We start from the raw sequence: 24,597 nt of genomic DNA on the forward strand, positions 1-24,597 counted from the left end.
TAAAAAATATAACTGAAATATGAGACGAATTTTACTTGGACTATGTTTTCTATCTTTTCTGAACATTGCATCCGGACAAGAGATTCCTTTGCCGGAAAAGATGCCGCAGGCACATCCGCGGGTACTGACTACTCCGGCGGGAAAGCAGGAAACATGGAAGCTGATTAAAAAAGAAGAATGGGCGAAAGATGTTTTCAATAAATTGAAGGAACGGACGGAAGTATATACGAACCTGACGGATGCTCAACCGGCGTGGTTGCTGTCTCGTTTGGCAATGTACTGGAAGTCTCATGCCACGGAAGTATATGTGAAAGGTGAAACGTTCGACCATGCAGGTGGTGAAAAAGCTCCTTATCCCACTGTGCGTTACACAGGAACCCGTGGCACAGCTGCTACCCACGGCCGTCCCAAATTGGCGGATGTCGTTCCTTATGATGATGAGGATGGGAATGTCACTTTCTGCAATAATGCACTTCCCGACCGTCCTATGGAGAGTGTACACCCATCCAAAACAGGCCGGAATATTGAAAGCCTGAACTGCGAAATTCTGGGAATTGCCCGTGATGCCGCTTTCCTTTATTGGATGACGGATGAAGAGAAATTCGCTAAACTTGCCGCAGGGGTCTTTGATACTTATATGACGGGTATTTATTATAGAAACGTGCCCATCGACCTGAATCACGGCCATCAGCAAACATTGGTAGGATTGACTTCTTTCGAAGTCATCCATGAAGACGCACTCCATATCGCTGTCCCTTTATATGATTTTCTATATAATTACCTAAAGGCCAATTACCCGGATAAAATGGAAATCTACGCCGGAGCTTTTAAGAAATGGGCGGATAATATCATTGCGAACGGTGTACCTCATAACAACTGGAATTTGCTACAGGCACGGTTTATTATGAATGTCGGATTGGTATTGGAAGACAATAAGGAATATGCCGACGGAAAAGGACGTGAATATTATATCGACTATGTGATGAACCGTTCCAGCATCCGCCAGTGGAGTCTGACGCGATTGGCAGATTATGGTTTCGATATAAATACGGGAATTTGGGCAGAATGTCCGGGATATAGCAGTGTGGTAATCAATGATTATGCCAATTTCGTGAATCAGTTTGATACGAATCTGCAATATGATTTGGTGAAAGCAATGCCTGTATTGTCGAAAGCGGTAGCAACCACTCCCCAATATCTGTTTCCCAACCGTATGATTTGTGGCTTTGGAGATACGCATCCGGGATATTTGAGTACGAACTTCTTTATCCGTATGATACAGAATGCACAGGCGAACGGGAAGAAAGAACAGGAAAACTGTTTCACGGCTTTATTGAAATGCCTGAACCCGGATTTGGGAAATGATAAAACAGAAAAGAAGAATGTGCGTGTATCTGTCAATTCTTTCTTTGAAGATAAACCGCTGACGCTAAATCCCAAAGTGCAGCCGGGAAAGATAGAAGATTATGTTTCTCCTTTGTTTTATGCTCCCAATGTGTCATGGCTGGTACAGCGCAACGGTATGCATCCGCGCAACAGTTTGATGATTTCGTTGAATGGCAGTGAAGGTAATCACATGCACGCTAACGGCATTTCGATGGAACTTTACGGAAAAGGATACGTATTGGGTCCGGATGCAGGTATCGGGCTTTTCTTGTACAGCGGACTGGATTATGCGGAATATTATTCTCAATTCCCCAGTCATAATACAGTTTGTGTGGATGGAATATCGAGCTATCCGGTGATGAAAAGTAACCATTCTTTTGATTTGCTTTCCTGTTTCCCGGCATCAGCGGAACCGGGCAAAGCATTTACGTCCGTTACTTACAGTAACCTTTATTTTCGTGAACCGGAAAGCAGGGCGGATCAGACCCGTATGATGAGTATTGTCACTACCGGGGCGGAGACGGGGTATTATGTCGATGTATTCCGCAGCCGGAAAGAGAAAGGAGGCGATAAGATGCACGATTACTTCTATCACAACCTTGGGCAGACTTTGACATTGACAGCAGCAGATGGCAGCGACCTGAATCTCCAGCCTACGGAAGAACTCGCCTTTGCAGGCGCACATCTTTACGCTTATTCCTATTTATATGATAAGAAAGTGGCTGCGACCAATAAGGATGTCAAGGCAACTTTCACCATAGATATGAAAGATAAGGACGGCGATGATATATACATGAATCTTTGGATGAAAGGCGAACCGGATCGTGAAGTCTTTACGGCTTTGGCGCCAATGACCGAAGGGCTAAGCCGTACACCGAATATGCCCTATAATATAAAGGAGCAGCCGACGCTGACATTTGTTGCCCGTCAGCATGGAGAAGCTTGGAATCGTCCTTTTGTCTCGATATATGAACCGAGTACGAAAAAGGAACCGTCTGCTATTCAGTCCGTCTCTTACTTTGATGCAGAAGGAGCAGGTTTGGAAGATTTTGCCGGAATCTGTGTGAAAAGCAAAAACGGACGTATAGATCATATCTTCTCTCTATCTGATGCTGCACAAACCGCTACTTATCAAGGAATGAAAGTGAAAGCGGATTATGCTGTTATCAGCAATGAATATGCAGGAAACCGGACGTTGTTTTTAGGGAATGGAACCCAATTGGTTGCACCCGGGGTAATGATTCAGACCGACAATGCCGCTAATGTATTGCTCGAAAAGAAAGAAGGGAAATGGTATATTATTTCTTCTGCTCCCTGTACGGTTGTTATCGGCGATAAGAAGATAAAACCCGATGCTGCGTCGGAGCCTATGTTGTTGCGTATCTGATGTTTCATTGGTAATAAAGAAAAATTGTATATCTTATCCGTAGTATGGTATATTATGGCCTAAGATGGAAATTGTTGCAATAAAAAACAAAAAAAGCGTGTTTAAACGTTTTTAATACTATATTTTTTCTAATTTTGTGGCTTTCTGTCCAAGTAGTATATAAAATGGACAGTAAGCCCTTTTTTGTGGGTAAATATTTAGTGGGAAATATTTAGTGGGAAATAAATGATGGTATATGTGATGAGAAATGGTCGCAGGGTAATAGCTGCGTTATCATTTCTGTTATTATGTTGTGGTGTACATGTGCACGCACAACGGGTGGCTGTAAAGACAAATGCATTGGGTTGGCTGACCGCCAGTCCGAATGTAGAAGCAGAATTTGTATTGGGTAGTCATGTCTCCTTGAACATGGGGATTGCTGCGAACCCAATCAGTACAGACAACTTTAAAACGACTTTCACGCATTTTCAGCCTGAAGTTCGTTACTGGCTAAATCGTCCGATGGTGAGTCATTTTCTTGGAATCACCGCTTTCGTGAATAATTTTGATATGATGGTAAAAGATGTGCATCACAAAGGCGATGCATACGCCGCTGGTTTGACCTATGGATACGCATGGGTGCTGGGCGATCATTGGAACATCGAAGCAACTGCCGGAGTGGGTGTGTTGCGCTACCGTCAGTTTAAGTATGATAAGGGTACTCCGAAACCGGGTGCGGTCAACGATAGTAAGACCACCATTGCACCTGTCAAACTGGGGGTATCCTTTGTGTATATTATTCGATAACGAACATTAGCTAGTCAGAAAAGAGAATGAAAATCAATTTGAAACGTGATAGATTAACAGGTATACTTCTCGTGGCGATGATGTTCGTCGGTATGAATGTATCCGCCCAACGGATCCGCGTGCAGGGGCATATCACAAACCCGCAGGGAAAAAGTGTTCCGAATGTAAATGTGTTGAATCCGGTCAATGACGAACGTATAGAAATGTCCGACGAGGATGGTCATTACAGTGTCTTGGTTGAGAAAAACGGCTCGTTGAAGTTTGCATGTGTCGGTTATGAAGACAAAACAGTGAAGGTGGCAGGAAAGCAGATTCTGAATGTAGTATTGAAAGATGCCGTCATCGAACTGGACGAAGTTACAATTACTTCCAAAGTGAAGGACAAAGTGATTCCGGAACCTACGGACATCGAAATCAAAGGTAATTATTTCCATCTGAAAACTCGTGTCCCGGTGCCTAAGGAGATGTTTAACTCACATCGTCGCTTGGTATTGCAGCCTTCCATTTATGATGTGACACTGAAAAAGCGTCTGTTGATGCATCCTGTTGTATTCGACGGGGATACTTATAATACAACGCAAAATCGAATGTACGATTATGATATGGATAAAGATCCTTTGCACGATTACATCCGTGTGAAAACTACTTCTTCACGCAAGGGGGATATTATTGCTTACCATGATTCTATCTATATAGAATATCTGCAACATGACTACCGTGCAGATGTGCATCTGGCGATGGAAAATTACCGGAATATCATTTATCGTGACTCTTTCTCCATTGCACGCGGAACGGTCAACCCGCTTCGCTTCTTGGAGTATAAATTCTCCGCTTTCAGCCTGACGGACGAGAAATACCTTCCGAAACCCGTGATGCAGTTGCGGGATACGAAAGGTGAGGTAAACTTAACCTTCCTGGTAGGTAAAGCCGACCTGGATGATAAGAATCCACAAAATCAGGTGGAACTGAACCGGTTGAATCAGGAATTGCGTGGTATTGAGACGAACCCGGATGCCTCTTTGAAGAGTTTTCATATTACGGGGGTGGCTTCGCCGGACGGTTCTTACGCGACGAATCTTCGTCTGGCAAAATTGCGTACGGATAAGGCCCTGGAACGTATACTGGCACAACTGGACCCGGAAACACGTAAACTGTTGGAGGTGAAATCGGATGCATCGGTTGCCTCCTGGAAGGAGGTAGCTGAATTGCTGAAAAAAAACTCCAAGCCGGAACTGGCTAAAGAAGTAGAGGACTTAATCAAACAATATGCAGCTACTCCTTACCGGTTGAATGGGGTCTTGAAATCGAAACCTTTCTACAAGGAACTTGCGGCTACTTATTTGCCTAAATTGAGAAAGGTGCAATATACCTATGGTTATTCAATCTTCCGTTCTTTGACGGACGACGAGATTAGAGAACTTTACAGAAAGAATCCGAAGGAACTGACCCGTTTCGAATATTACCGTATGATTACGACAGCAAAAACTCCCGACGAAAGGGAAAAGTATTGTAGGGAAGCTCTTGAACTTTATGATAACTTTACGTATGCAGCCAATGAACTGGCAGTGGCAACGATACAGAAAGATACTCCGGATTCACGTATTCTCGAACCGTTTGTCAGTAAATCGGCACCGGCGGAGTTATTGTCCAATCAGGCTATTGCCTTGCTGCACGAAGGGAAATATACAAAAGCGGATTCAGTCTTGACATTGATTCCCGAAGAAGCGGTTTCTGAAGATTTGCAGGACATCGTTCAGGCATTGGCCGGTTATTATAATGATGCTTTCGAAAAGGTGGCGGCTACCAGTCCTTTCAATGAGGTGGTGATGCTGCTGGCAATGAAGAAGAATCAGGAAGCATGGGATAAGATTTCTACCATAGATGTAGAGACCGCCCGCGAATATTATATAAAAGCGATTGCCGCCAACCGCCTGGAGAAAATAGGTGATGCGATTATGAGCATTGAGAAGGCCCTTGAACTTGATCCTTCCTTATTGGAAGTAGCGAAGGTGGACGGTGATATTATTGACTTGCTGCCGGAAGAGCAGAAAATTAAATAATGATATATACAACAAGAGTAAACGATGAATATCTTCAGAATCAACAATAAATATGTAGCAGTGGCAATCTTCCTGATGCTTGCTGTTACCTTACAGGCACAGGATTATGGTGCATTGCAATATATGTTACAGAAACGGCCTGCAAATGAAAAGTTCGAGAGCAATAAATTCAATGAACATCTCTTTTTCTCTGCCGGAATAGGGCCATACAGCTTGTTAACAAGTGGAGATAGTCAGGATGGAATGGGAATGACCGCCCATCTCTTTATGGGAAAGTGGATTACTCCGGTTCATGGACTTCGGATAGGGGTGAATTTAGGTTATCTGCCGTCGAGTATCTACGATTCTAAAATAAAAATGGGTGGCGGCAGCCTGGACTATCTGTTGAATATGTCCTCCCTGGCATACGGATACAATGCAAACCGTTGTTTTGAGTTAGTAGGGATTGCAGGTATAGAAGCCGGTTATTCTAAGGTGGGCGACAATAGCGATCGTTCCGAAAAGTATCCGGATTTGAAAGGCGGCGGTCAGCTTTATTACGGCGCTCATCTCGGTTTACAGGGAAATGTACGTCTTTCTTCTACATTGGATTTGTTTGTAGAACCGCGGATCGGATGGTATAATGACGGTTTTGCGTATACGGAAAGTTGGAGAAACTATAAAATGGCTGGTTCGGTTCTGGTAGGTCTGACCTATATGCCTGCTGCTCCGATGGGAACTAAGATTCATTTCGATGATTTCGATAAAAGTTCCTTCCTGAATCATATGTTTATCTCTTTATCTGGTGGTATCAGTACACTGAAAGTTCCGGGAATCAAGAATACGATTAAAGGATTAGGTCCCCAGTTCTCTGCCGGAATCGGTAAATGGTTCAGTCCTTCTTCCGGTCTGCGTTTGTCCGGGACGGTTGGACTTTCAGACACCCCTTCGGGCAGTGCAAGCGGCTACTTTAAACATGTCGATCTGCATGCGGACTATCTGTTGAATATCGATAATGTTCTTTGGGGATATGATGAAGACAGAATATTTAGTCTGATCGGTATTGCCGGAGTTAACCTGGCAGGTACGAAAGGAGTGGATAAAACCGCCAAGTATGCTCCGGGAATAGGAGTCGGTGTGCAAGGAAGTTTCCGTATCAACCGTTCTGTGGATTTATTTATAGAACCTCGCCTCAATGTGTATAATAAGAGATATGCAGGAGGTCGCGGAGTAGGTGGCAATACGGATCAGCTCGGAGAGTTGAATTTTGGTTTGACTTATCATACGATTGACCGTGCGGCACGTTCGAAGAACGGATTCTCAAGCAATCACATCGCAGACAATCTGTTTATGACTTCGGGAATCGGTGTGCAAATGTTCCTGAATAAGACGAATCTTGAAAACCTTGGTTCTTTAGGTCCGCAGGCTTCTGTCTCTATCGGTAAGTGGTTGAGCCCTTATTCCGGTTTGCGCCTGGTGGGTACGGGTGGATTCTTTACGAACTATGTAGTTCCGGGAAGTGTTAAAGCGGGCAAACTTAGACATGTCAGCGTCAGTGGCGGTCTTGATTACTTGTGGAACATAACGTCTACCATGAGTGGATATAATCCCGATCGTATCTTTGATTTAATAGGTTCGGTAGGTGTCAACCTTGCTTATACTTCCAAATCAGACCATAAGTTCCAACCGGGTATTAATGCAGGCATACAGGGATTATGGCATGTGAATGATTTTCTCGGTTTGTACATTGAACCGCAGATTCGCTTGTATGGAGATAAATTCATTGAAGGTAATCTGGGGTTTATGCAGAAAGACGTAATGGTAGGAGTCAATGCAGGTTTCCACTATCGCTTTGTTCCTTATTCAAAAGCAGCCAATCGTAGCGTGTTTGGTCAGGATGACAAGCGTTACTTCATCTCCGGTGCACTTGGATTGGGTAGCTTGCTCGTAGCCAATAAAGATTTGGTGAAGAATGCAGGTGTAGAAGCAAAAGGAAGTATTGGTAAATGGTACACTCCGTTATCTGCATGGCGGGTAAACGGCACGATTATGTACAAAGCTAAAACGTCGTCGAAGATGAATCTTCATTATGCCGGTTTGGGTATGGATTATATGATGAGTCTGGCCACATTGGCAAAAGGATACAGCCCCGATCATGTGATAGATGTTGTTCCTTTTGTGGGAGTAACCGCTGGTTTGGTGCGTCGTAAAGGAGAATTCAAAGCGGTGCCGGGACTGGATGCCGGTGTACAGTTTAAATTAAGAGTAGCATCTTCCCTGTATCTGTATGCCGAACCTAAAGTTGGTATCCGTACAGATACTTACGACGGGATCAAACAAGGCAGACCTGATCGTGTCGCATCTATGATGGGAGGATTTTTATACCGTTTTAAGATGCCTACTTTCGAATAAAGCTTATCAGAAATTCAACTATAAGAGGGTTGTACAATCACGGATTCAAGGTTGTGCAACTCTTTTTTATTCTATCCACCTATGTTCTACCGATTAAATAAAGTTAAAACAGAAGCACTATAAAGCGTATTTTGTCAGAGCTTCACGTAGATAGTTATATATTGCATAATAATCGTATCTATCTTTGTGGCATGAAAACACGCTATATACTATTTTTGATTTTATCATTATCGTTATATCTTGCAAAACTGAATGCAGGACAAACTTCCTATGTGTTTCGTCATATCGGAGTAGCCAATGGCTTGCCCGATAACTATGTAAAAAGCATATTCCGTATTCCTGACGGTCGTTTAGGAATACGTACCACTGTCTTGCTAAGCCTGTATGACGGTAGTAGTTTCTCCAACTTTCCCTATGATACGAGAGACAATTATCACATAGATTATGATCATGTGATTCCCTGTCAGTACGTCGATGCCGACGGTCGTATATGGATGAAAGAACGTGGTTTGCTTCGTGTTTTCGATCTTTCTACCGAACGGTATGTAAATAATATTGATTCATTACTCTTTCATTTCGGATTGAAGGAAAAGATTTCTGATATGTTTATTGATTCCAATCAGCGGTATTGGTTCGTAACTTCCGGACATTCAATATATTCGTATGCTCCTTCCGAAAAGAAGCTGGAGGAGATTTGCACCAATGATGCGTTTGTTACACACAACGGAACATTGCGTGAAGTGGCTAGTTATGGAGATTTGTGCTGGATGGTACACCGGAAAGGGATGATTCGCTGCTATGACTTAAAGCAAAAACGTTTTGTCCGGCAGGAGGACTTTTTGGTGGGGAAAATGAAATCTGAAGACCAGGCTATTCTCAAAATATTGGATAATGGAGACTATTGGCTGATGTGGGACCGGGGGATGGGATATTATGATGTTCACACTAATGAATGGACCGAAATGTCGATTATCTATATGAACGATTATACCATGCTCACCACCATGGCGACAGATAATGAAGGCAATGTCTGGGTAGGTTCTGTCTCCAGTGGGGCATATCACATTCTTCGAAGGAATTTCTCTATTACACATCTAGAGAGTTTTCCGTTGCTGACAGGTGGAGTTATTCAGAACGATATTCATAGTATCTTTTTCGATAAGCCAAGCGGAGGACTCTGGGTTGGTTTCTATAATCAGGGGCTTTGTTATTATCATCCTATAATGAATAGCTTTCCGGTGTACAATAAAGAAAATGTGTCCGGCGACTGGAAAGATGAGTCAGTTCGTTGCCTGTTGGAAACAGACGGTGGAAATATACTTGTAGGGACAGCAAAAGGGCTATACCGGTATAATCCGAAGACGGGCGTGATGGACATTCCTTATAAGGAACTGGATCATCAGATTTGCAGGAAACTTTACAGAGATAGTCGTGGGCGTATTTGGTTAGGCACCTTCCATGATGGACTGTACTCTATTATTGATGGAAAGGTGAAGAGCTATTCGTATCCGAATATGAATTATCAGAATGATCCCGATTATAGCAATATTCGTGCTATTTTAGAAGATCAGAAGGGACGTATCTGGTTGAGTGTATATGGTGGCGTAGGGGCGTTCAATCCTGAAAATGGAAATATTAATTTATTATTCAATAAGCATCCTTTACTGAAAAAGTATAAGACAGCAAATACGTTGGAAATGGATAATGAAGGGCGTCTTATTGTAGGAGCGGATAATGGACTGTATTTTTATGACCCGGAGAACGATTCAGTATATATTCCTGAAGTAGACGATCCCCATAATGCGCTTTATAATCATGAGAATAATAAATATAATTGTATTTTTAAAGATAGTCGGGGTGCGTTATGGTTTGGCACACAATATGGACTGAATGTGGTGACAAGAGATCAGAAAATCTATCGGATTGGCAAAGAAAACGGTTTGTTCAATACCATCATCCAAAGCATACAGGAAGATAATAATGGGGATATGTGGCTTTCCACCATCAATTCTCTTTGCAAGATAAAGGTAGAGAAGAACAATGAAGAGTATGGTTTCCACGTAATCAGTTTTGCTTCCGAATCAGGCTGGCAGCGGGATGATTTATATGAATTCAGTTCGCTGAAAACAAAGAATGGGACTTTATATTTCGGTAGAGTGAATGGCTTCAACGCTTTTACGCCGGAAAACATAGCGCATGAGCAGGCACCGAATCGTCCTCTTATCACCTCTTTACGACTTTTTAATCTACCGGTGTTGCCGGGAAGCGATTATAATGGACGTATATTGTTTGATAAAGCGATCAATTCCGTAGAAACGATATCATTGGATTATGATGAGAACTTTATCACGCTTGACTTTTCCGGGCTGAATTTTATGAACCCTTCTCAGACTTTCTTCCGTTATTATATGGAGGGTTTTGATAAAGACTGGACCGAGCTTCAATCTGAAAATGGGCAAGGGCGTGTGACTTATAATAATCTTCCTCCGGGAGAGTATGTTTTTAAAGTGGTTACAGCGGGTAGTAATAAAGTCTGGGGACAAGAGTCTGTATTAGCCTTTACTATTCATCCTCCATTCTGGGATACTATAGCCGCACGTATTGTCTATTCTATCCTTTTCTGTCTACTGATGGGTGGAGTCATAACCTTTATGAAACGTCGTAACCGCCGTAAATTGCTTTTGGCACAGGAACAGGAAGCCTTACGGCAAAAAGAAGAACTCGATCAGATGAAATATCGTTTCTTTACGAATATCAGCCATGAACTGCGTACTCCATTGACATTGATTATTACACCTTTAGAAATGTTGAAACGTAAAGTCACTGACGATACCATCGGCAGACAGCTGAATAATATTTATCGAAATGCACAAGAACTGTTGGCATTGGTTAATCAACTGCTTGACTTCCGCAAACTTGAGATGAAAGGAGAAACGCTTCATTTGATGAACGGCGATATAGAAGACTTTGTAACTTCCATCTCTCATGGATTTATGCCGATGGCGGCAGAGAAACATTTCAACTTTGTCACTCGTTCGGAATGTAAGTCGCTCTATATGTATTTTGATCGCGATAAAGTCCACAAAATCGTGAACAACCTGTTATCCAACGCCTTTAAGTTTACGAAGGATGGAGGGACTATCGAACTGCAACTGTCTAAAGAAGAACAGGAAGACAGGTATTATGTCCGTATTGAAGTCTCTGATACAGGAATTGGAATTTCCGAAGCTGACTTGCCACACATCTTTGACCGTTTCTATCAAGTACAGAATAAAGTGGATGAGAAACCGGGAAGCGGTATAGGTCTGCATTTGATTAAAGAATATGTGAATATCCATGAGGGTAAGATTGCAGTGGATAGCCATATCGGGCAAGGGTCTACTTTTACCATCTGGCTTCCCCTTGATTTGAAACCGGAGAAAGAGAAGAAATCCGAATCCTCTCTCGTCTCTCCGGCTAAACAGGAACAATCATCAGCAGAACAAGGACAAACATTTGTAGGAGCAGTGCGGCCATCTGCAGAGGAAGTATCTGAAGAAACCTTTCCTACAAACGATGGACGCAAGAAACTCTTGGTTGTAGAAGATAATAAAGAGTTCCGTTCCTTCCTGCAAGAGCAGTTGGGGGAATTTTATAAAGTGGTGGAAGCTGCTGATGGAGAAGAAGGGGAGAAGGAGGCTATTGATGAGAATCCCGATTTGATAGTGAGTGATATTATGATGCCGAAAGTGGATGGAATCGAACTTTGTCGTCGCATCAAGACGAATGTGCAGACCTCTCATATACCTGTCATATTACTCACTGCCCGCACAGCGGATGATGTGAAAATGAGTAGTTATGAAGTAGGAGCCGATTCGTATATGTCGAAACCGTTTAGTTTTGATATGTTGCTGATTCGTGTGCAGAAGTTGATAGAACAACAGGAAAAGAGAAAACAGAATTTCCGTAAGAATATTGAAGTCAATCCGGGTAAAATAACAATCACCCCGTTGGATGAGCAGTTGATACAAAAAGCTCTTGAATGTGTGGAAAAGAATATGGACAACACAGACTATGCGGTAGAAGATTTAAGTAGTGACTTGGGGATGACTCGTATGAATTTATACCGGAAGTTACAGTCTATCACCGGGCATACCCCTACTGATTTTATAAAAAGTATCCGTTTGAAACGGGCTGCTCAACTGTTGCAAGGCAGTCAGTTGAACATAGTGGAAATAGCCGACCGGGTAGGATTCAGCTCTTCGAGCTATTTTACGAAATGTTTTAAAGAGATGTTTGACCTCTTGCCAACACAATATGCGGAAAAGTACAGAAATGAGCAGAAATAAGTATAATGTAGATATTAGATAAATAAATTCGATTAGAGAATAGGCAAATCCTTTTTATTGTTCGTAGTAACAGTAAAGAGGATTTTTTTATTGTAAGTTTAATCAAGAAAGAATGGAATGAATATATTAAGAGTGCTATCAGGAAGAAGAAAGTGGTTATTGGCTGTGTCCGTCGCATTTTCAACAATTGTAAGTGCGCAGTTGGTGACCTATCCGGAAGGAGTGGATACAGGTATGTCACATAATGATGACTATACCGTTCGGGTACGTGTGCCGGGAGGGGAATGGAAAGACTTGTTCGAATACAATGTCAATGTGGATATGGACAAGGTGCAGTCTGCTTCCATGGTGCAGTTTGATATGGGCAGTCCTGTAGAAGTAATGATGAAGAAAAACAACGGACTGATTCAGGACGTTCAGATTCGTCCGTTGGCAAAAGGGATACGCCACACTGTAAACCGGAACGCTATTCTGTTTACGTTGGAGAAACCGCAATACTTATCCGTAGAGTTTAATGGCGACCGCCTGCATAACCTTCATCTGTTTGCCAATCCTTTGGAAACGGAGATTTATACGGAAAACAATGAAAAAGTGATGTATTTCGGACCGGGCGTTCATCGTCCCCAAGACGTACCTAATAACCAGATACAGATTCCGTCCAATACGACTGTCTACTTGGCACCGGGTGCTGTAGTGAAAGCTAAATTATTGGTAGATAAAGCGGAAAACGTACGGATTATGGGGCGTGGTATTCTGGATCATCCGATTCGCGGCATTGAAGTGACTCATTCTAAAAACGTATTGATTGACGGAATTACAGTAGTAAATCCTGACCATTATACCGTTTTCGGAGGAGAATCAAACGGATTGACTATTAAGAATCTGAAATCTTTCAGTTGTAAAGGATGGAGCGACGGCATTGATATGATGTGTTGTAATGAGGTATTGATAGACAATGTGTTTATGAGAAACAGTGATGACTGTATCGCTATCTATGCCCATCGCTGGAGCTATTATGGCGGTTCTAAGAATGTGATATTACAAAACTCAGTTCTTTGGGCGGATATCGCTCATCCCATTAACATAGGAGGACATGGAAATGCTGCATGTGAGAAAGGCGAGACGATTGAAAATATAACTATCCGCAATATTGATATTCTGGAACATGACGAAGACGATCCCCCCTATCAAGGTTGCATGGCAATAGATTGTGGCGATAAGAATCTGGTACGTAAGGTACTATTCGAAGATATCCGTGTGGAAAGTATTCAGGAAGGGCGGCTGTTTCATGTCAATGTCCGCTTCAATCCGAAGTATGATAAACAGCCCGGTCGTGGTATAGAAGATATTACATTCCGTAATATTATATACAATGGAATAGGAGAGAGTCCCTCTCTGCTGCAAGGCTTTGATAAAGAGCGGGGAGTAAAGAATGTAACTTTCGAAAATGTGGTGATAAACGGAATACGGATGAAAAATACAGATGATTTTATAACGAATGAGTTTGTAAAAGGGATTAAAGTGAAGTAATAAAATTATCTTTGTAAGAACAATATATTGAATTGCGGTTATGAAAAATAGATATCTGGTACTGATTGTTTTATGTATTATATTTCAAATTCATTCCTTTGCCCAGGATATATTCAATACTGGAGTAGAAAAAGCGAAGCCTTTTTCTAATACGGCAGTCACTTTGAAACCCTCCTGGATTAAGCAACGTGAAGATTTGAACAGTAAATTTCTGAAATCATTAGAACCGGACAGGTTGTTACATAATTTTAGAGTGAATGCAGGATTACCGTCTGACGCACAACCGCTGGAAGGTTGGGAAGCTCCCAAAATAGGTTTGCGAGGACATTTCGTCGGACATTATCTTTCTGCCGTATCCTGCGCAGTGGAAAAATATCACGATCCACAATTGACCGATGCGCTGAACTATATGATTGAAGAATTATATAAATGTCAGCAAGCTTTTGGAAATGGATATCTAAGCGCATTCCCCGAAAAAGATTTTGATGTGCTCGAAACCCGTTATTCCGGTGTATGGGCTCCTTATTATACCTATCATAAGATTATGCAGGGATTATTGGACGCATACGTCCGGACAGGGAACAAAAAAGCGTATGACATAGTGATACAGATGGCCGATTACGTAGACCGTCGGATGTCGAGGCTTGATGCTCAGACCATTGAAAAGGTACTCTATAGTGTAGGCGCCAATCCTTCCAACGAAGCGGGGGCAATGAATGAAGTTTTATACAAGTTATATAAAGTATCACAAAACCCGAAACATCTGGCTTTAGCAAAGATATTCGACAGAGACTGGTTTCTTATACCATTATCTCAAAATCAGAATATTTTGTCCGGATTACATTCCAACACTCATTTGGTACTGGTGAACGGATTTGCCCAACACTATTCCATCATGCGTGATAAACCCTATTATGATGCAGTAGTGAATTTCTGGAATATGCTGATTAAAGATCATGCGTATGTAAATGGTTCGAGCAGTGGCCCCAGACCAAACGTCGTAACCCGAACTTCTCTTTCGGCCGAACATTGGGGAGTGCCCGGACATCTTAGCAATACACTGACAAAAGAGATTGCCGAATCATGTGTCTCTCATAACACCCAAAAGCTGACTTCAACCCTGTTCACATGGGAAGCTAATCCCACCTATGCAGATGTCTACATGAATACGTTCTATAATTCTATCCTGGCACTACAAAGTGCCCACACAGGAGCTTGTGTCTATCATTTGCCTTTAGGATCGCCACGTAAAAAAGCTTTCCTGAAAGAAAACGATTTTCGCTGTTGCAATGGCTCAACCATAGAAGCGTTTGCACTACTCAACTCCGGTATTTATTATCATAATGATTCTACCCTTTGGGTAAATCTCTATGTCCCTTCCGAACTCGATTGGAAAGAAAAGAATATTCGTTTAGAGCAATCCGGCGAATTCCCAATGAATTCCTCCGTAGAGTTTTCGGTTTCTGCGAAGAAGCAGACCACATTCAATTTGAACCTTTTTACTCCGTCTTGGGCTAAAACTGTGGACGTATTTGTGAATGGAGAAAAACAACAGACAGAAATAACTCCCGATTCTTTTGTAAGCATAAACCGGAAATGGAAAAATAAAGATAAGATAAAAATCGTTTTCCATTATGATTTTTACATAAAGACCATGCCCGACGATAAAAACATGATTGCTATATTCTATGGTCCTGTTCTTCTGGCGTTTGAAAATGGTTCCGAACTGATATTGAAAGGAACGCATCAGGATATACTGAAAGGTCTGAAAGTGCAAGGCGATGATAATTGTAGTTTTATTTTGCACAATGGCGGACAGGTATATTCGCTAAAACCTCTATATGCTATTGAGGAAAATAGCTATGGCGTATATGCTACTATAAGAAACTACTGATAATTGGTTAGCCTCCCCTTCAAACCTGTATGATAATACCTGCTAACTTACTTCCTATGTATTAATAGATAATTTCTTATCTATTAGAACTAAACTTCTTTTCCTTTAGTAGTAAACTTCCTTTCGACTTAAACTAAATTATAAATGGAAGCTTTGATTATAAAAATGAAACTTACGTTTTTATAATCAAAGCTTCCATTTATAAAAACGCAACTTGCATTTATAGATTATACTATGTTGAGAATAACTTTACTACTAAGGGAAAAGAAGTTTGCAATAGGAACCTGACAACTTTTCTATTAATAGTTGAGCAATAAATGTAACAGCCATATTCTCCGATGAAATGGGCTTTTTCGCTGTCTACAACCGCTTATGTTACCAATTTTGTATCATTTGTTACTACATTACCATTTCAAGATACCCTCTTCTTCTACTTTTGTACCATCAATCAACGATTAAAAAGAATGCTATGAGCGCACATGTAACCACATTAGAAGATTTCTTCTCGGAATGTTACCTCCAATACTCTGATATTATCAAGAGGTATATCGCTTCTCGTATTTATTACTCTTACGAAGCGGAAGATTTGGTGCAAGATGTTTTTGTACGTTTATGGGAACATAGAGCATTTGTGAATAAAGACACGGCTCGTCCGTTGCTTTTTACTATTGCACGTAATCTGGTGATAGATAAGATTCGTCGTCATTATAAAAAGGAAGATATTCTCTCTTATATATATAATGTACAAGAGACGAGCCGGAATACCACCGAAGAGACAGTCTATTCTAAAGAACTTCATATATTACATCGTCAGGTAGTGAATACGCTTCCTGACAGACGTCGTCAAATCTACGAACTTAGTTTTCGTGGAATACCCTCGCCTGTTATTGCTGACAAACTTTATTTGTCCGTCCGCACTGTTGAAGGGCAGTTACTACTTGCCCGTAAATCGGTACGGACTTCGTTAAAACAACAATTGGCAGGCTGATTTTACAAAAAATGTACTAACTTCAATTTTTAAATTAATATTATGAGAATTAACCCCAGTTTCTTATCTAGTAAAGGAGCCGTAATAGCTTTAGCTATGTTGATAGGCGGTTCATCCGGCACGTTGCTTCTGGCAAACACCGGAATAGAAGAAAACTTGATTGTTGCTCAAACGGGGAGAACAATCAAAGGAGTCGTTACAGACCAGAACGGTGAACCGTTGATTGGTTGTAACGTCGTTGTTGTAGGTTCACAAGAAGGAGTAATTACAGATTTCGATGGAAAATTCAGCTTGAAAGTGTCTGATAGGGCAAAACAGTTGAAGATTACCTATATCGGATATGTAGACCAGATAGTGACTATCGGCAATAGTCCCGAAATAAAGATAACACTGAAAGAAGACAATAATGCATTGGAAGAAGTAGTTGTTGTAGGTTATGGAACACAAAAGAAAGCTACGTTGACCGGTTCTATTGAGCAAGTGAGTGGCAAAGCACTGGATAGTCGTGCGGTAACTAATGTCGGTCTGGCATTGCAGGGACAGACACCGGGCTTGGCGGTGACTCGTTCATCCGCCCGTCCGGGAAATGAAGACTTGAAATTTCAGATTCGTGGAGCTACCTCTGTCAATGGAGGTGAACCGTTAATCATTATTGACGGAGTCCCTGCTTTGAATGGACAATCTTTTCAGAATATGAACTCTGATGATATTGAAAACATCAGCGTTTTGAAAGATGGTGCAGCCTCTATCTATGGTGCGAAAGCAGCAAATGGGGTAATCCTGGTAACAACTAAAAAAGGCAAAGGAAAAGTAAGCGTCGATTATAACTTCAATATGCGCTTCAATACCAATGGTATTACAGGATTTTCACCTTCCATGTCCGAATACGCCCAAATGTGGTTGGCTGCCAACGAAGAAGAAAAAGTGCCCGATTGGTGGGCATGGGTTTCACAGGCAAATATGGAGAAAATGGCGCAAGGTATTGAAGGCATCTATCCTACCCAGTATTATGGAGATATATTTATTGGTAATGCCAACCGTCTGGAGGAAATGTTTGCCACTCGTTTTTCTTATCAGCATAATTTGAGTATCTCCGGTGCCACTGATAAATCAGATTTCCGTATATCGGCAGCCTATGCCGATAATCAGGCCAATCTGGCAACAGCTTATGACGGACAAAAGCAGATCAACTTACGTTTGAACTATGGCTATCAATTAGCCAAATGGATAAGACTGGAGACAGGAGCAAGTCTGGTAAATACAGACACAGAGTCTCCTTCCGTAGGATTGGATAACTCCTTGTATGGTAATGACATGCCTTTCTTCCCTGCAAAGAACCCTTACGGGCAATGGTATGCCAATTTTGGTAACATAGGTGACCGTCAGGCTGTTGCTGCGACAAGCGATGGCGGACGAGATATTAAAAAGTCATTGACGACCCGTATTGATATGAAAGCGATTGTTGACATCTGGAAAGGAATCAGTTTTGAAGGTATGGCTTCTTTCCAGAATGAAGAATTCAGACGTGAACGTTGGGTGACTCCGGTGCAGACCTATGACTGGTTTGGAAATCCGGCTCAACAAATGATTAGCTCTACGGTTACAGGATTGAATACCACAGACCCTTCGAATCTGGCTCATAATAATCCGGGATACCTGACTGTTGCCGAAAACTATTTCTATCAATATTATTCTGCTTTGTTGAAGTATAACAAGACATTTGCCGGTGTGCATCATGTGTCTGTCCTTATGGGTATAAATGCAGAAAAGAAACAAGTAAAGAAGTTGGCTGCCGGTCGCAAAGACTTTGAGAATGATGGAGTGTATGATTTGAATCTGGCTGATGGCACGTTGCAAGGAAATAGTGGTGGAAAGTTTCAGAATGGTACTTATTCATACATTGCGAAAGTCAACTATGATTATGCGGAAAAATACCTGCTTGAATTGATGGGGCGTCGTGATGGTAACTCCAAGTTTGCCGACGGTTATCGTTTTCAGAATTATGGTTCATTCTCTTTAGGCTGGGTATTTACACAAGAGAATTTTATAAAACCCATATCTTCTTTTATTGGTCTCGACTTTGGTAAAGTACGTTTGAGTTACGGTAGTTCCGGAAATGATGCCGGATTGGGTAATTATGATTACGTATCAACGATTAACCAGGGAACCACTATTTTGGGGTCACCTGCCGGTACGCACATTTCCACCTCATTGAATAACTCCGGCTTGATTAGTCTGACCAGAACATGGGAACGCGTAGAACAGAAAAATATCGGTGTCGATCTGAACTTCCTGAACAATCGTCTGGTATTTAACTGGGATTACTTTATCAAAGAAAATAGAGGAATGTTGTCCACTGTTTCGTATCCTGCCCTCTTGGGAGGTACTGCTCCTAAAACAAATAGCGGACATTTACGTGTAAGAGGCTGGGAAGTTTCCATGACCTGGCGTGATCACATCAAGGACTTTTCATACTATGTCACAGCGAATGTAAGTGATACACGTAGTAAGCTGATGGAACTGGAAGGAGCTAATACCATTGCAGCCGGAAAAAATAAAACCCTGAATGGTTATCCGTTGAATTCTTTCTTTTTATATAAAACAGATGGTTATTTTCAGTCACAGGAAGAAGTGAATGCCTATTACGCAAAATATGGTGGAGTAGGGGCCTTGGCATCTTTGCCGGCAGGTGGTAGCACGGAGCTTCGTCCGGGTGATATCAAACGTCTGGATTTAAGTGGAGACCGTTCCATCTCTGCGGATGGTGGTGCATCCAGTGACTTGATTTACATGGGAGATGGCAATGCGCATTATTTATTTGGTATTACACTGGGTGGTTCGTGGAAAGGATTCGATTTTAACGCTTTATTCCAAGGAGTTGGAAAGCAATTAATTATGCGACAGGGCTGGATGGCTTATCCGTTTGCTACCAGATATACCAATCAAAATTCAAATTTCATGGGAAAGACCTGGACGGAAGATAATCCGACAGCAGAGTTTCCACGTCTGACTATTTATACGGAGCGTGCAAAATGGAATTATGAGAATAACGACTTCATGTTGCAAAATAACAGATACATTCGTTTGAAATCATTAGTCATCGGCTATACCTTGCCGCAAGTATGGACCCGGAAAGCAAAACTGGAAAAAGTTCGTGTTTACTTCTCCGGTAATGACCTGTGGGAGGCAACAAGCATAAAGGACGGATTTGATCCGGAAATGGGAGAGATGTCGCAAAACTCCGGCTATCCATTCTCCAGAACATGGTCGTTCGGTATTAATGTTGGTTTCTGATTCTATAACTTTTATAAATTTGATTGATATGAGAAAATTATATATAACAATTCTTTCCAGTTTGTTGCTTGGCTTGTCAAGCTGTTCGGACCTATTTCTGGATCTCGATCCGCAGGATCAGCGAACGGATGTGGTGTATTTTAAAAAGGCATCGGATTTTAAAGAATATACCACCGGCTTTTATGGTCAGCTTTTAGGATGGCGTACACCGTATGGAAAATATTCGATCTATAACTTTATGGATTCTTCTTCGGATTTGGCTTCCAATTTTCTGGCTTCACCGGAGGTAGGACGTGGAACTATCACTATTTCATCTTCAGATGAACGTTGGGATAAATGCTATGGTTATATACGTACCGTTAATATTTTATTTCAAAAGGCAAAAGATTATCCGGGTAATCCATCGGAAATAGCACCTTATCTGGCAGAAGCTTATTTCTTCCGTGCTTATAATTATTTTACATTGTTGAAAGCTTTTGGAGGAGTGCCCGTCGTTACGACTGTGTTGGATACAGACTCTCCGGAACTAAAATCTTCCAGAAATAGCCGTTACGATGTGGTTGATTTGATTCTTTCAGATTTGACGAATGCGATAGCTAGTCTTCCTATGGAACAGAATATCTCGGACACAGATAAAGGACGCGTCAGCAAATGGGCTGCTGAAGCCTTTAAGGCGCGTGTGTTGCTCTATGAGGCTACCTGGAGAAAATATAATGGCACATCAACAGACTTCTCCGGCTCTGCTGGACCTGCTAAAGATCAGGTAAATGAATTTTTGGATGAGGCTATCACTTTGTGTGACGATGTGATGAAGAGAGGCGGATATCAGATTTGGAATTACAATAGTAATGAGAAGATAAAAAATCAGAGTAACTTATACTTGTTTAATCTGGAAGACTCGGGAAGTAACCCGGCTGGATTGACTAAAACCAGTAATAAAGAATTCATTCTCTATGGTGTTTATGATATTAATTTAAGAACAGGTGGAATCAATTTGAGCCATACGGTTATGTCCATGATTCCGAGTCGTAAATTGATCGATATGTTTCTTTGTACGGACGGTAAGCCTATTGACAAATCTGATCTGTTCCAGGGATATCATAAAACGGGAGATGAGTTTAAGAACCGTGATTACCGGTTGATGAATTATATTAATGGTGGGACAGAACCGGTAGCAGGTTCGGTGACACTGGATAAAGGACTGGCTGGTTATGACTGTACAAAGTTCAAGGCCTACAACTACCCTACTTATCGTAAAGCAAATGATGAATCGGCTAATTATCCGGTATTGCGCTTGGCAGAGGTCTATTTGAATTATGCGGAAGCCTGCTATGAACGTCACGGAAAAGTGACCGATGCACAGTTAGCAGGAATTAACGAACTGCGTACGCGTGCCGGTGTGGCTGCACTGACTAACAAGCTGGTTGAAGATAATGAGTTGGATATGTTGGAAGAGATTCGCCGTGAACGTGCAATCGAGCTTTATATGGAAGGTTTCCGTTTTGATGATTTGAAACGTTGGGGCATTGCGGAAGATGCATTGAATGCTTCACGTTGCGGCATGGTTGTTGGTGGTGAAGGTTATGAAACAGATTTCAAAACAGCTGCAGGTGCTGCGACAGGTCGCTACATTCCGGAGACTTTTGTATGGGGAGAAGAAAAAGTACAGACAGGAAAAGGACTTTTGAACTGTGTGGTAATTAGTAGCAGTAAGAATCACTCGTTCGCCAAGAAACATTATTTATGGCCGATACCTCAGACACAGATTGATTTGAATCCGAATTTGAGACAGAATCCGGGATATTGATTAACTATTTAATAAGGATAAGATTATGAAGCGTTTATTAATAAAAACCATCAGTTACTGCTTGCTGGCTTTAGAAACAGTAGTCTTTACTAATTGCGAAAAAGACAGTAATATCAAACAGTATGTATATCCTGCTCCTGAAGTGTCGGATTATTCGCCGGCAGCGGGTTACGTGAAGTCTCGTGTGGCAATATTGGGTACTAATTTCGGTGACCGTACGGAAGCAGTGAAGGTCTCTTTCGGAGGAATACAAGCGAATAATATATTGTCTTGCAATAATAACTGTATCGTAGTGGAAGTGCCTGAAGGAGCAATGAATGGTGACATCACTTTGCAAGTGTGGACCCATTCCGTTAATGTGGGAAATTATGAGATCTGGCCTTCGCCTATCGTCTCTGAAATGATAACAGAAAGTGGCTCTACTATTGTCAGCCCCGGAGAAACTGTTACAATCAGGGGTACAGGTTTCGGCACGGCTAAAGAAGATGTTGTAGTGAAGTTTGGCGGTGTCAAAGCTACAGTGGCTAGCTGGTCGGAAACAGAGATTCGGGCAGTAGCTCCTCAAGATTTCCCTACGGGAGAGGTGGTTATTGTGGTGAATGGCTTTGAGGTAGTAGCCGGAGCGGCATTGAATCCGCTTGCAAAAGGAGACGTTTCGATTGCTTATCTGAAGAACTACAGGCAACCATTCAAGATAGATCCTGCTATGACTGATGCGCAATTGGGTACTAATCCCGGCACCTACTTACCTGCTGATTGGACTGTGAATACGGCAGCGCGCAGTATGCTGAATACAGGTGCGTCAGAGAAAGTGGCAGGTTTGAATAGTGATAATTTGCTTTTGCAGGCTGGTTGGGGTGCAAACAACTTTACGAATGGTAAACTCTATCAGACAACGACATTGCCGAAAGGAAAATACCGTTTAACAGTAAATATGAAGGAATACGGAGTGAAAACCAGTACGCTTTATTTAGCTGTTTCAGCAGGAAATGAGTTGCCCGATGTTACTAATATTGCAGATAATGAATCGGTTAAAGGATTTTATCTGGTTGAGGGAGAAAATAGATCTGCTTCTACCATACAGTTTGAATTTGAACTGACAGAAGAAAGTACGGACGTTGCTATTGGATTTGTTTGTTCTTTAACCGCAAACGGTTGGTTTAGAGCTACGGAATTAAAATTAGAATTATTATAATCGTAAAATAAAACAAAGAAACAGATGAGAAAAATATATTTAATATTACCGTTGTTGTTCTCATTGCTGATTATTTCTTGCGATGATGATGCAGAAATTGTACGGCTGACAAATGAAAATCCAGTTTTGTCGGTTTCCAATATATCACCTCAACGTGGCTATGCCGGAACAGAAATCACTATTGAAGGAGTTAACTTTGGAGCTGCTAAAGAATTAGTGAAGGTGTTTTTTGCAGGTATGGAAGAACCGGTAGAGTTGCTTACTTGCGAAGATACCAAACTAGTAGTAAAGGTTCCGGGAAATGCAGTTAGCGGTCCTTTGACTATTGAGGCGAACAAGATGAAGGTTGTAACGACAGATTGGCTCTTTACAGTTATTCCCGATCCTGAAATGACGGAAATATCACCGGCAAGAGTGCTAGGCAATACGGAAGTGACGATTACCGGTAAGAATTTCGGCACCGTGAAAGAAAACGTGAAGTTGTATTGCACCATAGAGGGCGAGGATGTGCCTTTTACAATAAATTCATGTACAGATGAAGAAATAAAGGCTATTGTTCCCGAAACTACGATATTTGGAGAATTTGATGTCAAATTACAAGTTCAGGGAAAAGCTGCCAAGAACACACTGAAGATCACTTTGCTTGAGAAGCCGACTATCACTACCATAAAATCAGACAATGTATTGAGTGGAAGCTTTGCATTTGCAGGAGATAAAGTGACTATTTTCGGTACAGGCTTTGGAACCGATCCTTCAGCTGTTACAGTCAAATTCGGAGATATAGTTGCTGCTTCCGTTGAATCTTGTGCAAACGGAAAGATAGTAGCGATAGTTCCTGCAAATTTTGTAGGTGGTAAAGTGACTGTAACAAAAGATGAGCTTTCTTCTACTTCTACGGATGAATTGAAAGTGTTGGCGGCTAATACAGACATATCAAGTTATGTGCTGAAAAATTATAAAGCTCCGTTTGCCCGTAATGAATTTAAAGATGGACAAGAAAGCGACGCGAATACTTGGGCTGAACCTGCTGATTGGATAGTGAATGAGGCTGCGCAGAATTTATTGAATAGGTATAAGAATAATGTCTGGTGTACAGTGCCCGTTGGAGGATTGAATTTGAATACGCAAGGTGAAGGAGTGGCATTGGCTATGCAGGCTGGTTGGAACAATGACGCTGTTGTAGGCACAACATTAATAAATAATGGTAAGATGTATCAGAACGTTATTTTGCCAAAAGGTTCTTATAAACTGGAAGTTACCTATGGTGAAGTAGTCTTGAAAGGTAATCCTTATGTTGCGATTAGTAAGAATAAAACAGAATTGCCAAATCCGGGTGATTTGTCTGGAAGTAATGGTGATGTATTTTGGAAATTTGTAGCACATGGCAAGAATGATCCTGTTGCAATTCAGGTTATTCCTTTTGATTTATTGGAGACAACAGAGATTTGTCTTGGCTTTACAGCTAATTTGTCAAAAGGTTCTTGCTTTAAAGTCACTGAACTCAAACTGGTTTATGTAGGTGAATAGTTTTAATTTATAAAACGAATAAAT

12 protein-coding genes are annotated in these 24,597 nt (G+C 41.6%); all 12 read left to right on the top strand.

The annotated features are described in order from the left end of the window. The first annotated feature begins 19 nt into the window (after nucleotides 1-19). The 12 genes from CJF29_RS08075 to CJF29_RS08130 all read left to right on the top strand — a co-directional run bounded on the left by CJF29_RS08075 (nucleotide 20) and on the right by CJF29_RS08130 (nucleotide 24,573). Nucleotides 20-2,773, top strand: coding sequence for a heparinase II/III family protein (locus CJF29_RS08075; RefSeq protein WP_074556334.1), 2,754 nt, complete (start codon nucleotides 20-22; stop codon nucleotides 2,771-2,773). Between the two features lie 240 nt (nucleotides 2,774-3,013). Next, a complete protein-coding gene (locus tag CJF29_RS08080; protein ID WP_004305849.1) occupies nucleotides 3,014-3,559 on the top strand; it encodes a DUF3575 domain-containing protein in 546 nt (181 codons plus the stop codon). A gap of 26 nt (nucleotides 3,560-3,585) precedes the next feature. Continuing rightward, the gene (locus CJF29_RS08085; protein ID WP_099146632.1) at nucleotides 3,586-5,619 is read left to right on the top strand and encodes a carboxypeptidase-like regulatory domain-containing protein; all 2,034 of its coding nucleotides are present in this window, start codon (nucleotides 3,586-3,588) and stop codon (nucleotides 5,617-5,619) included. Nucleotides 5,620-5,643: 24 nt separating this feature from the next. Beyond that, entirely contained in the window at nucleotides 5,644-8,010 is a 2,367-nt protein-coding gene (locus CJF29_RS08090) for a hypothetical protein (protein WP_099146631.1), read from the top strand. Between the two features lie 191 nt (nucleotides 8,011-8,201). Further along, nucleotides 8,202-12,338, top strand: a complete 4,137-nt coding sequence (locus CJF29_RS08095) for a hybrid sensor histidine kinase/response regulator transcription factor (RefSeq protein ID WP_099146630.1) — start codon at nucleotides 8,202-8,204, stop codon at nucleotides 12,336-12,338. Nucleotides 12,339-12,455: 117 nt separating this feature from the next. Further along, nucleotides 12,456-13,868, top strand: coding sequence for a glycosyl hydrolase family 28 protein (locus CJF29_RS08100; protein ID WP_099146629.1), 1,413 nt, complete (start codon nucleotides 12,456-12,458; stop codon nucleotides 13,866-13,868). 40 nt (nucleotides 13,869-13,908) lie between these two features. Beyond that, on the top strand, nucleotides 13,909-15,762 hold the full coding sequence (locus CJF29_RS08105; RefSeq protein ID WP_099146628.1) for a beta-L-arabinofuranosidase domain-containing protein: 1,854 nt from the start codon (nucleotides 13,909-13,911) through the stop codon (nucleotides 15,760-15,762). A gap of 469 nt (nucleotides 15,763-16,231) precedes the next feature. Continuing rightward, on the top strand, nucleotides 16,232-16,750 hold the full coding sequence (locus CJF29_RS08110; RefSeq protein WP_099146627.1) for a sigma-70 family RNA polymerase sigma factor: 519 nt from the start codon (nucleotides 16,232-16,234) through the stop codon (nucleotides 16,748-16,750). 42 nt (nucleotides 16,751-16,792) lie between these two features. Then, nucleotides 16,793-20,044, top strand: coding sequence for a SusC/RagA family TonB-linked outer membrane protein (locus tag CJF29_RS08115; protein WP_255299358.1), 3,252 nt, complete (start codon nucleotides 16,793-16,795; stop codon nucleotides 20,042-20,044). Nucleotides 20,045-20,072: 28 nt separating this feature from the next. Further along, a complete protein-coding gene (locus CJF29_RS08120) occupies nucleotides 20,073-21,851 on the top strand; it encodes a RagB/SusD family nutrient uptake outer membrane protein (protein ID WP_099146636.1) in 1,779 nt (592 codons plus the stop codon). Nucleotides 21,852-21,876: 25 nt separating this feature from the next. Beyond that, nucleotides 21,877-23,046: a DUF5013 domain-containing protein gene (locus CJF29_RS08125; RefSeq protein ID WP_099146626.1), complete on the top strand. Its 1,170-nt coding sequence runs from the start codon at nucleotides 21,877-21,879 to the stop codon at nucleotides 23,044-23,046. Between the two features lie 24 nt (nucleotides 23,047-23,070). Then, nucleotides 23,071-24,573, top strand: a complete 1,503-nt coding sequence (locus CJF29_RS08130; RefSeq protein WP_099146625.1) for an IPT/TIG domain-containing protein — start codon at nucleotides 23,071-23,073, stop codon at nucleotides 24,571-24,573. Nucleotides 24,574-24,597 lie beyond the last annotated feature (24 nt).

Source organism: Bacteroides celer, assembly GCF_002632415.2.
Taxonomy (GTDB): Bacteria; Bacteroidota; Bacteroidia; order Bacteroidales; family Bacteroidaceae; genus Bacteroides.

Excerpts from the sequence above, each read along its gene's own strand:
- CJF29_RS08075 (WP_074556334.1), top strand. The coding sequence starts at position 20 with ATGAGACGAATTTTACTTGGACTATGTTTTCTATCTTTTCTGAACATT.
- CJF29_RS08080 (WP_004305849.1), top strand. The coding sequence starts at position 3,014 with ATGAGAAATGGTCGCAGGGTAATAGCTGCGTTATCATTTCTGTTATTA.
- CJF29_RS08085 (WP_099146632.1), top strand. The coding sequence starts at position 3,586 with ATGAAAATCAATTTGAAACGTGATAGATTAACAGGTATACTTCTCGTG.
- CJF29_RS08090 (WP_099146631.1), top strand. The coding sequence starts at position 5,644 with ATGAATATCTTCAGAATCAACAATAAATATGTAGCAGTGGCAATCTTC.
- CJF29_RS08095 (WP_099146630.1), top strand. The coding sequence starts at position 8,202 with ATGAAAACACGCTATATACTATTTTTGATTTTATCATTATCGTTATAT.
- CJF29_RS08100 (WP_099146629.1), top strand. The coding sequence starts at position 12,456 with ATGAATATATTAAGAGTGCTATCAGGAAGAAGAAAGTGGTTATTGGCT.
- CJF29_RS08105 (WP_099146628.1), top strand. The coding sequence starts at position 13,909 with ATGAAAAATAGATATCTGGTACTGATTGTTTTATGTATTATATTTCAA.
- CJF29_RS08110 (WP_099146627.1), top strand. The coding sequence starts at position 16,232 with ATGAGCGCACATGTAACCACATTAGAAGATTTCTTCTCGGAATGTTAC.
- CJF29_RS08115 (WP_255299358.1), top strand. The coding sequence starts at position 16,793 with ATGAGAATTAACCCCAGTTTCTTATCTAGTAAAGGAGCCGTAATAGCT.
- CJF29_RS08120 (WP_099146636.1), top strand. The coding sequence starts at position 20,073 with ATGAGAAAATTATATATAACAATTCTTTCCAGTTTGTTGCTTGGCTTG.
- CJF29_RS08125 (WP_099146626.1), top strand. The coding sequence starts at position 21,877 with ATGAAGCGTTTATTAATAAAAACCATCAGTTACTGCTTGCTGGCTTTA.
- CJF29_RS08130 (WP_099146625.1), top strand. The coding sequence starts at position 23,071 with ATGAGAAAAATATATTTAATATTACCGTTGTTGTTCTCATTGCTGATT.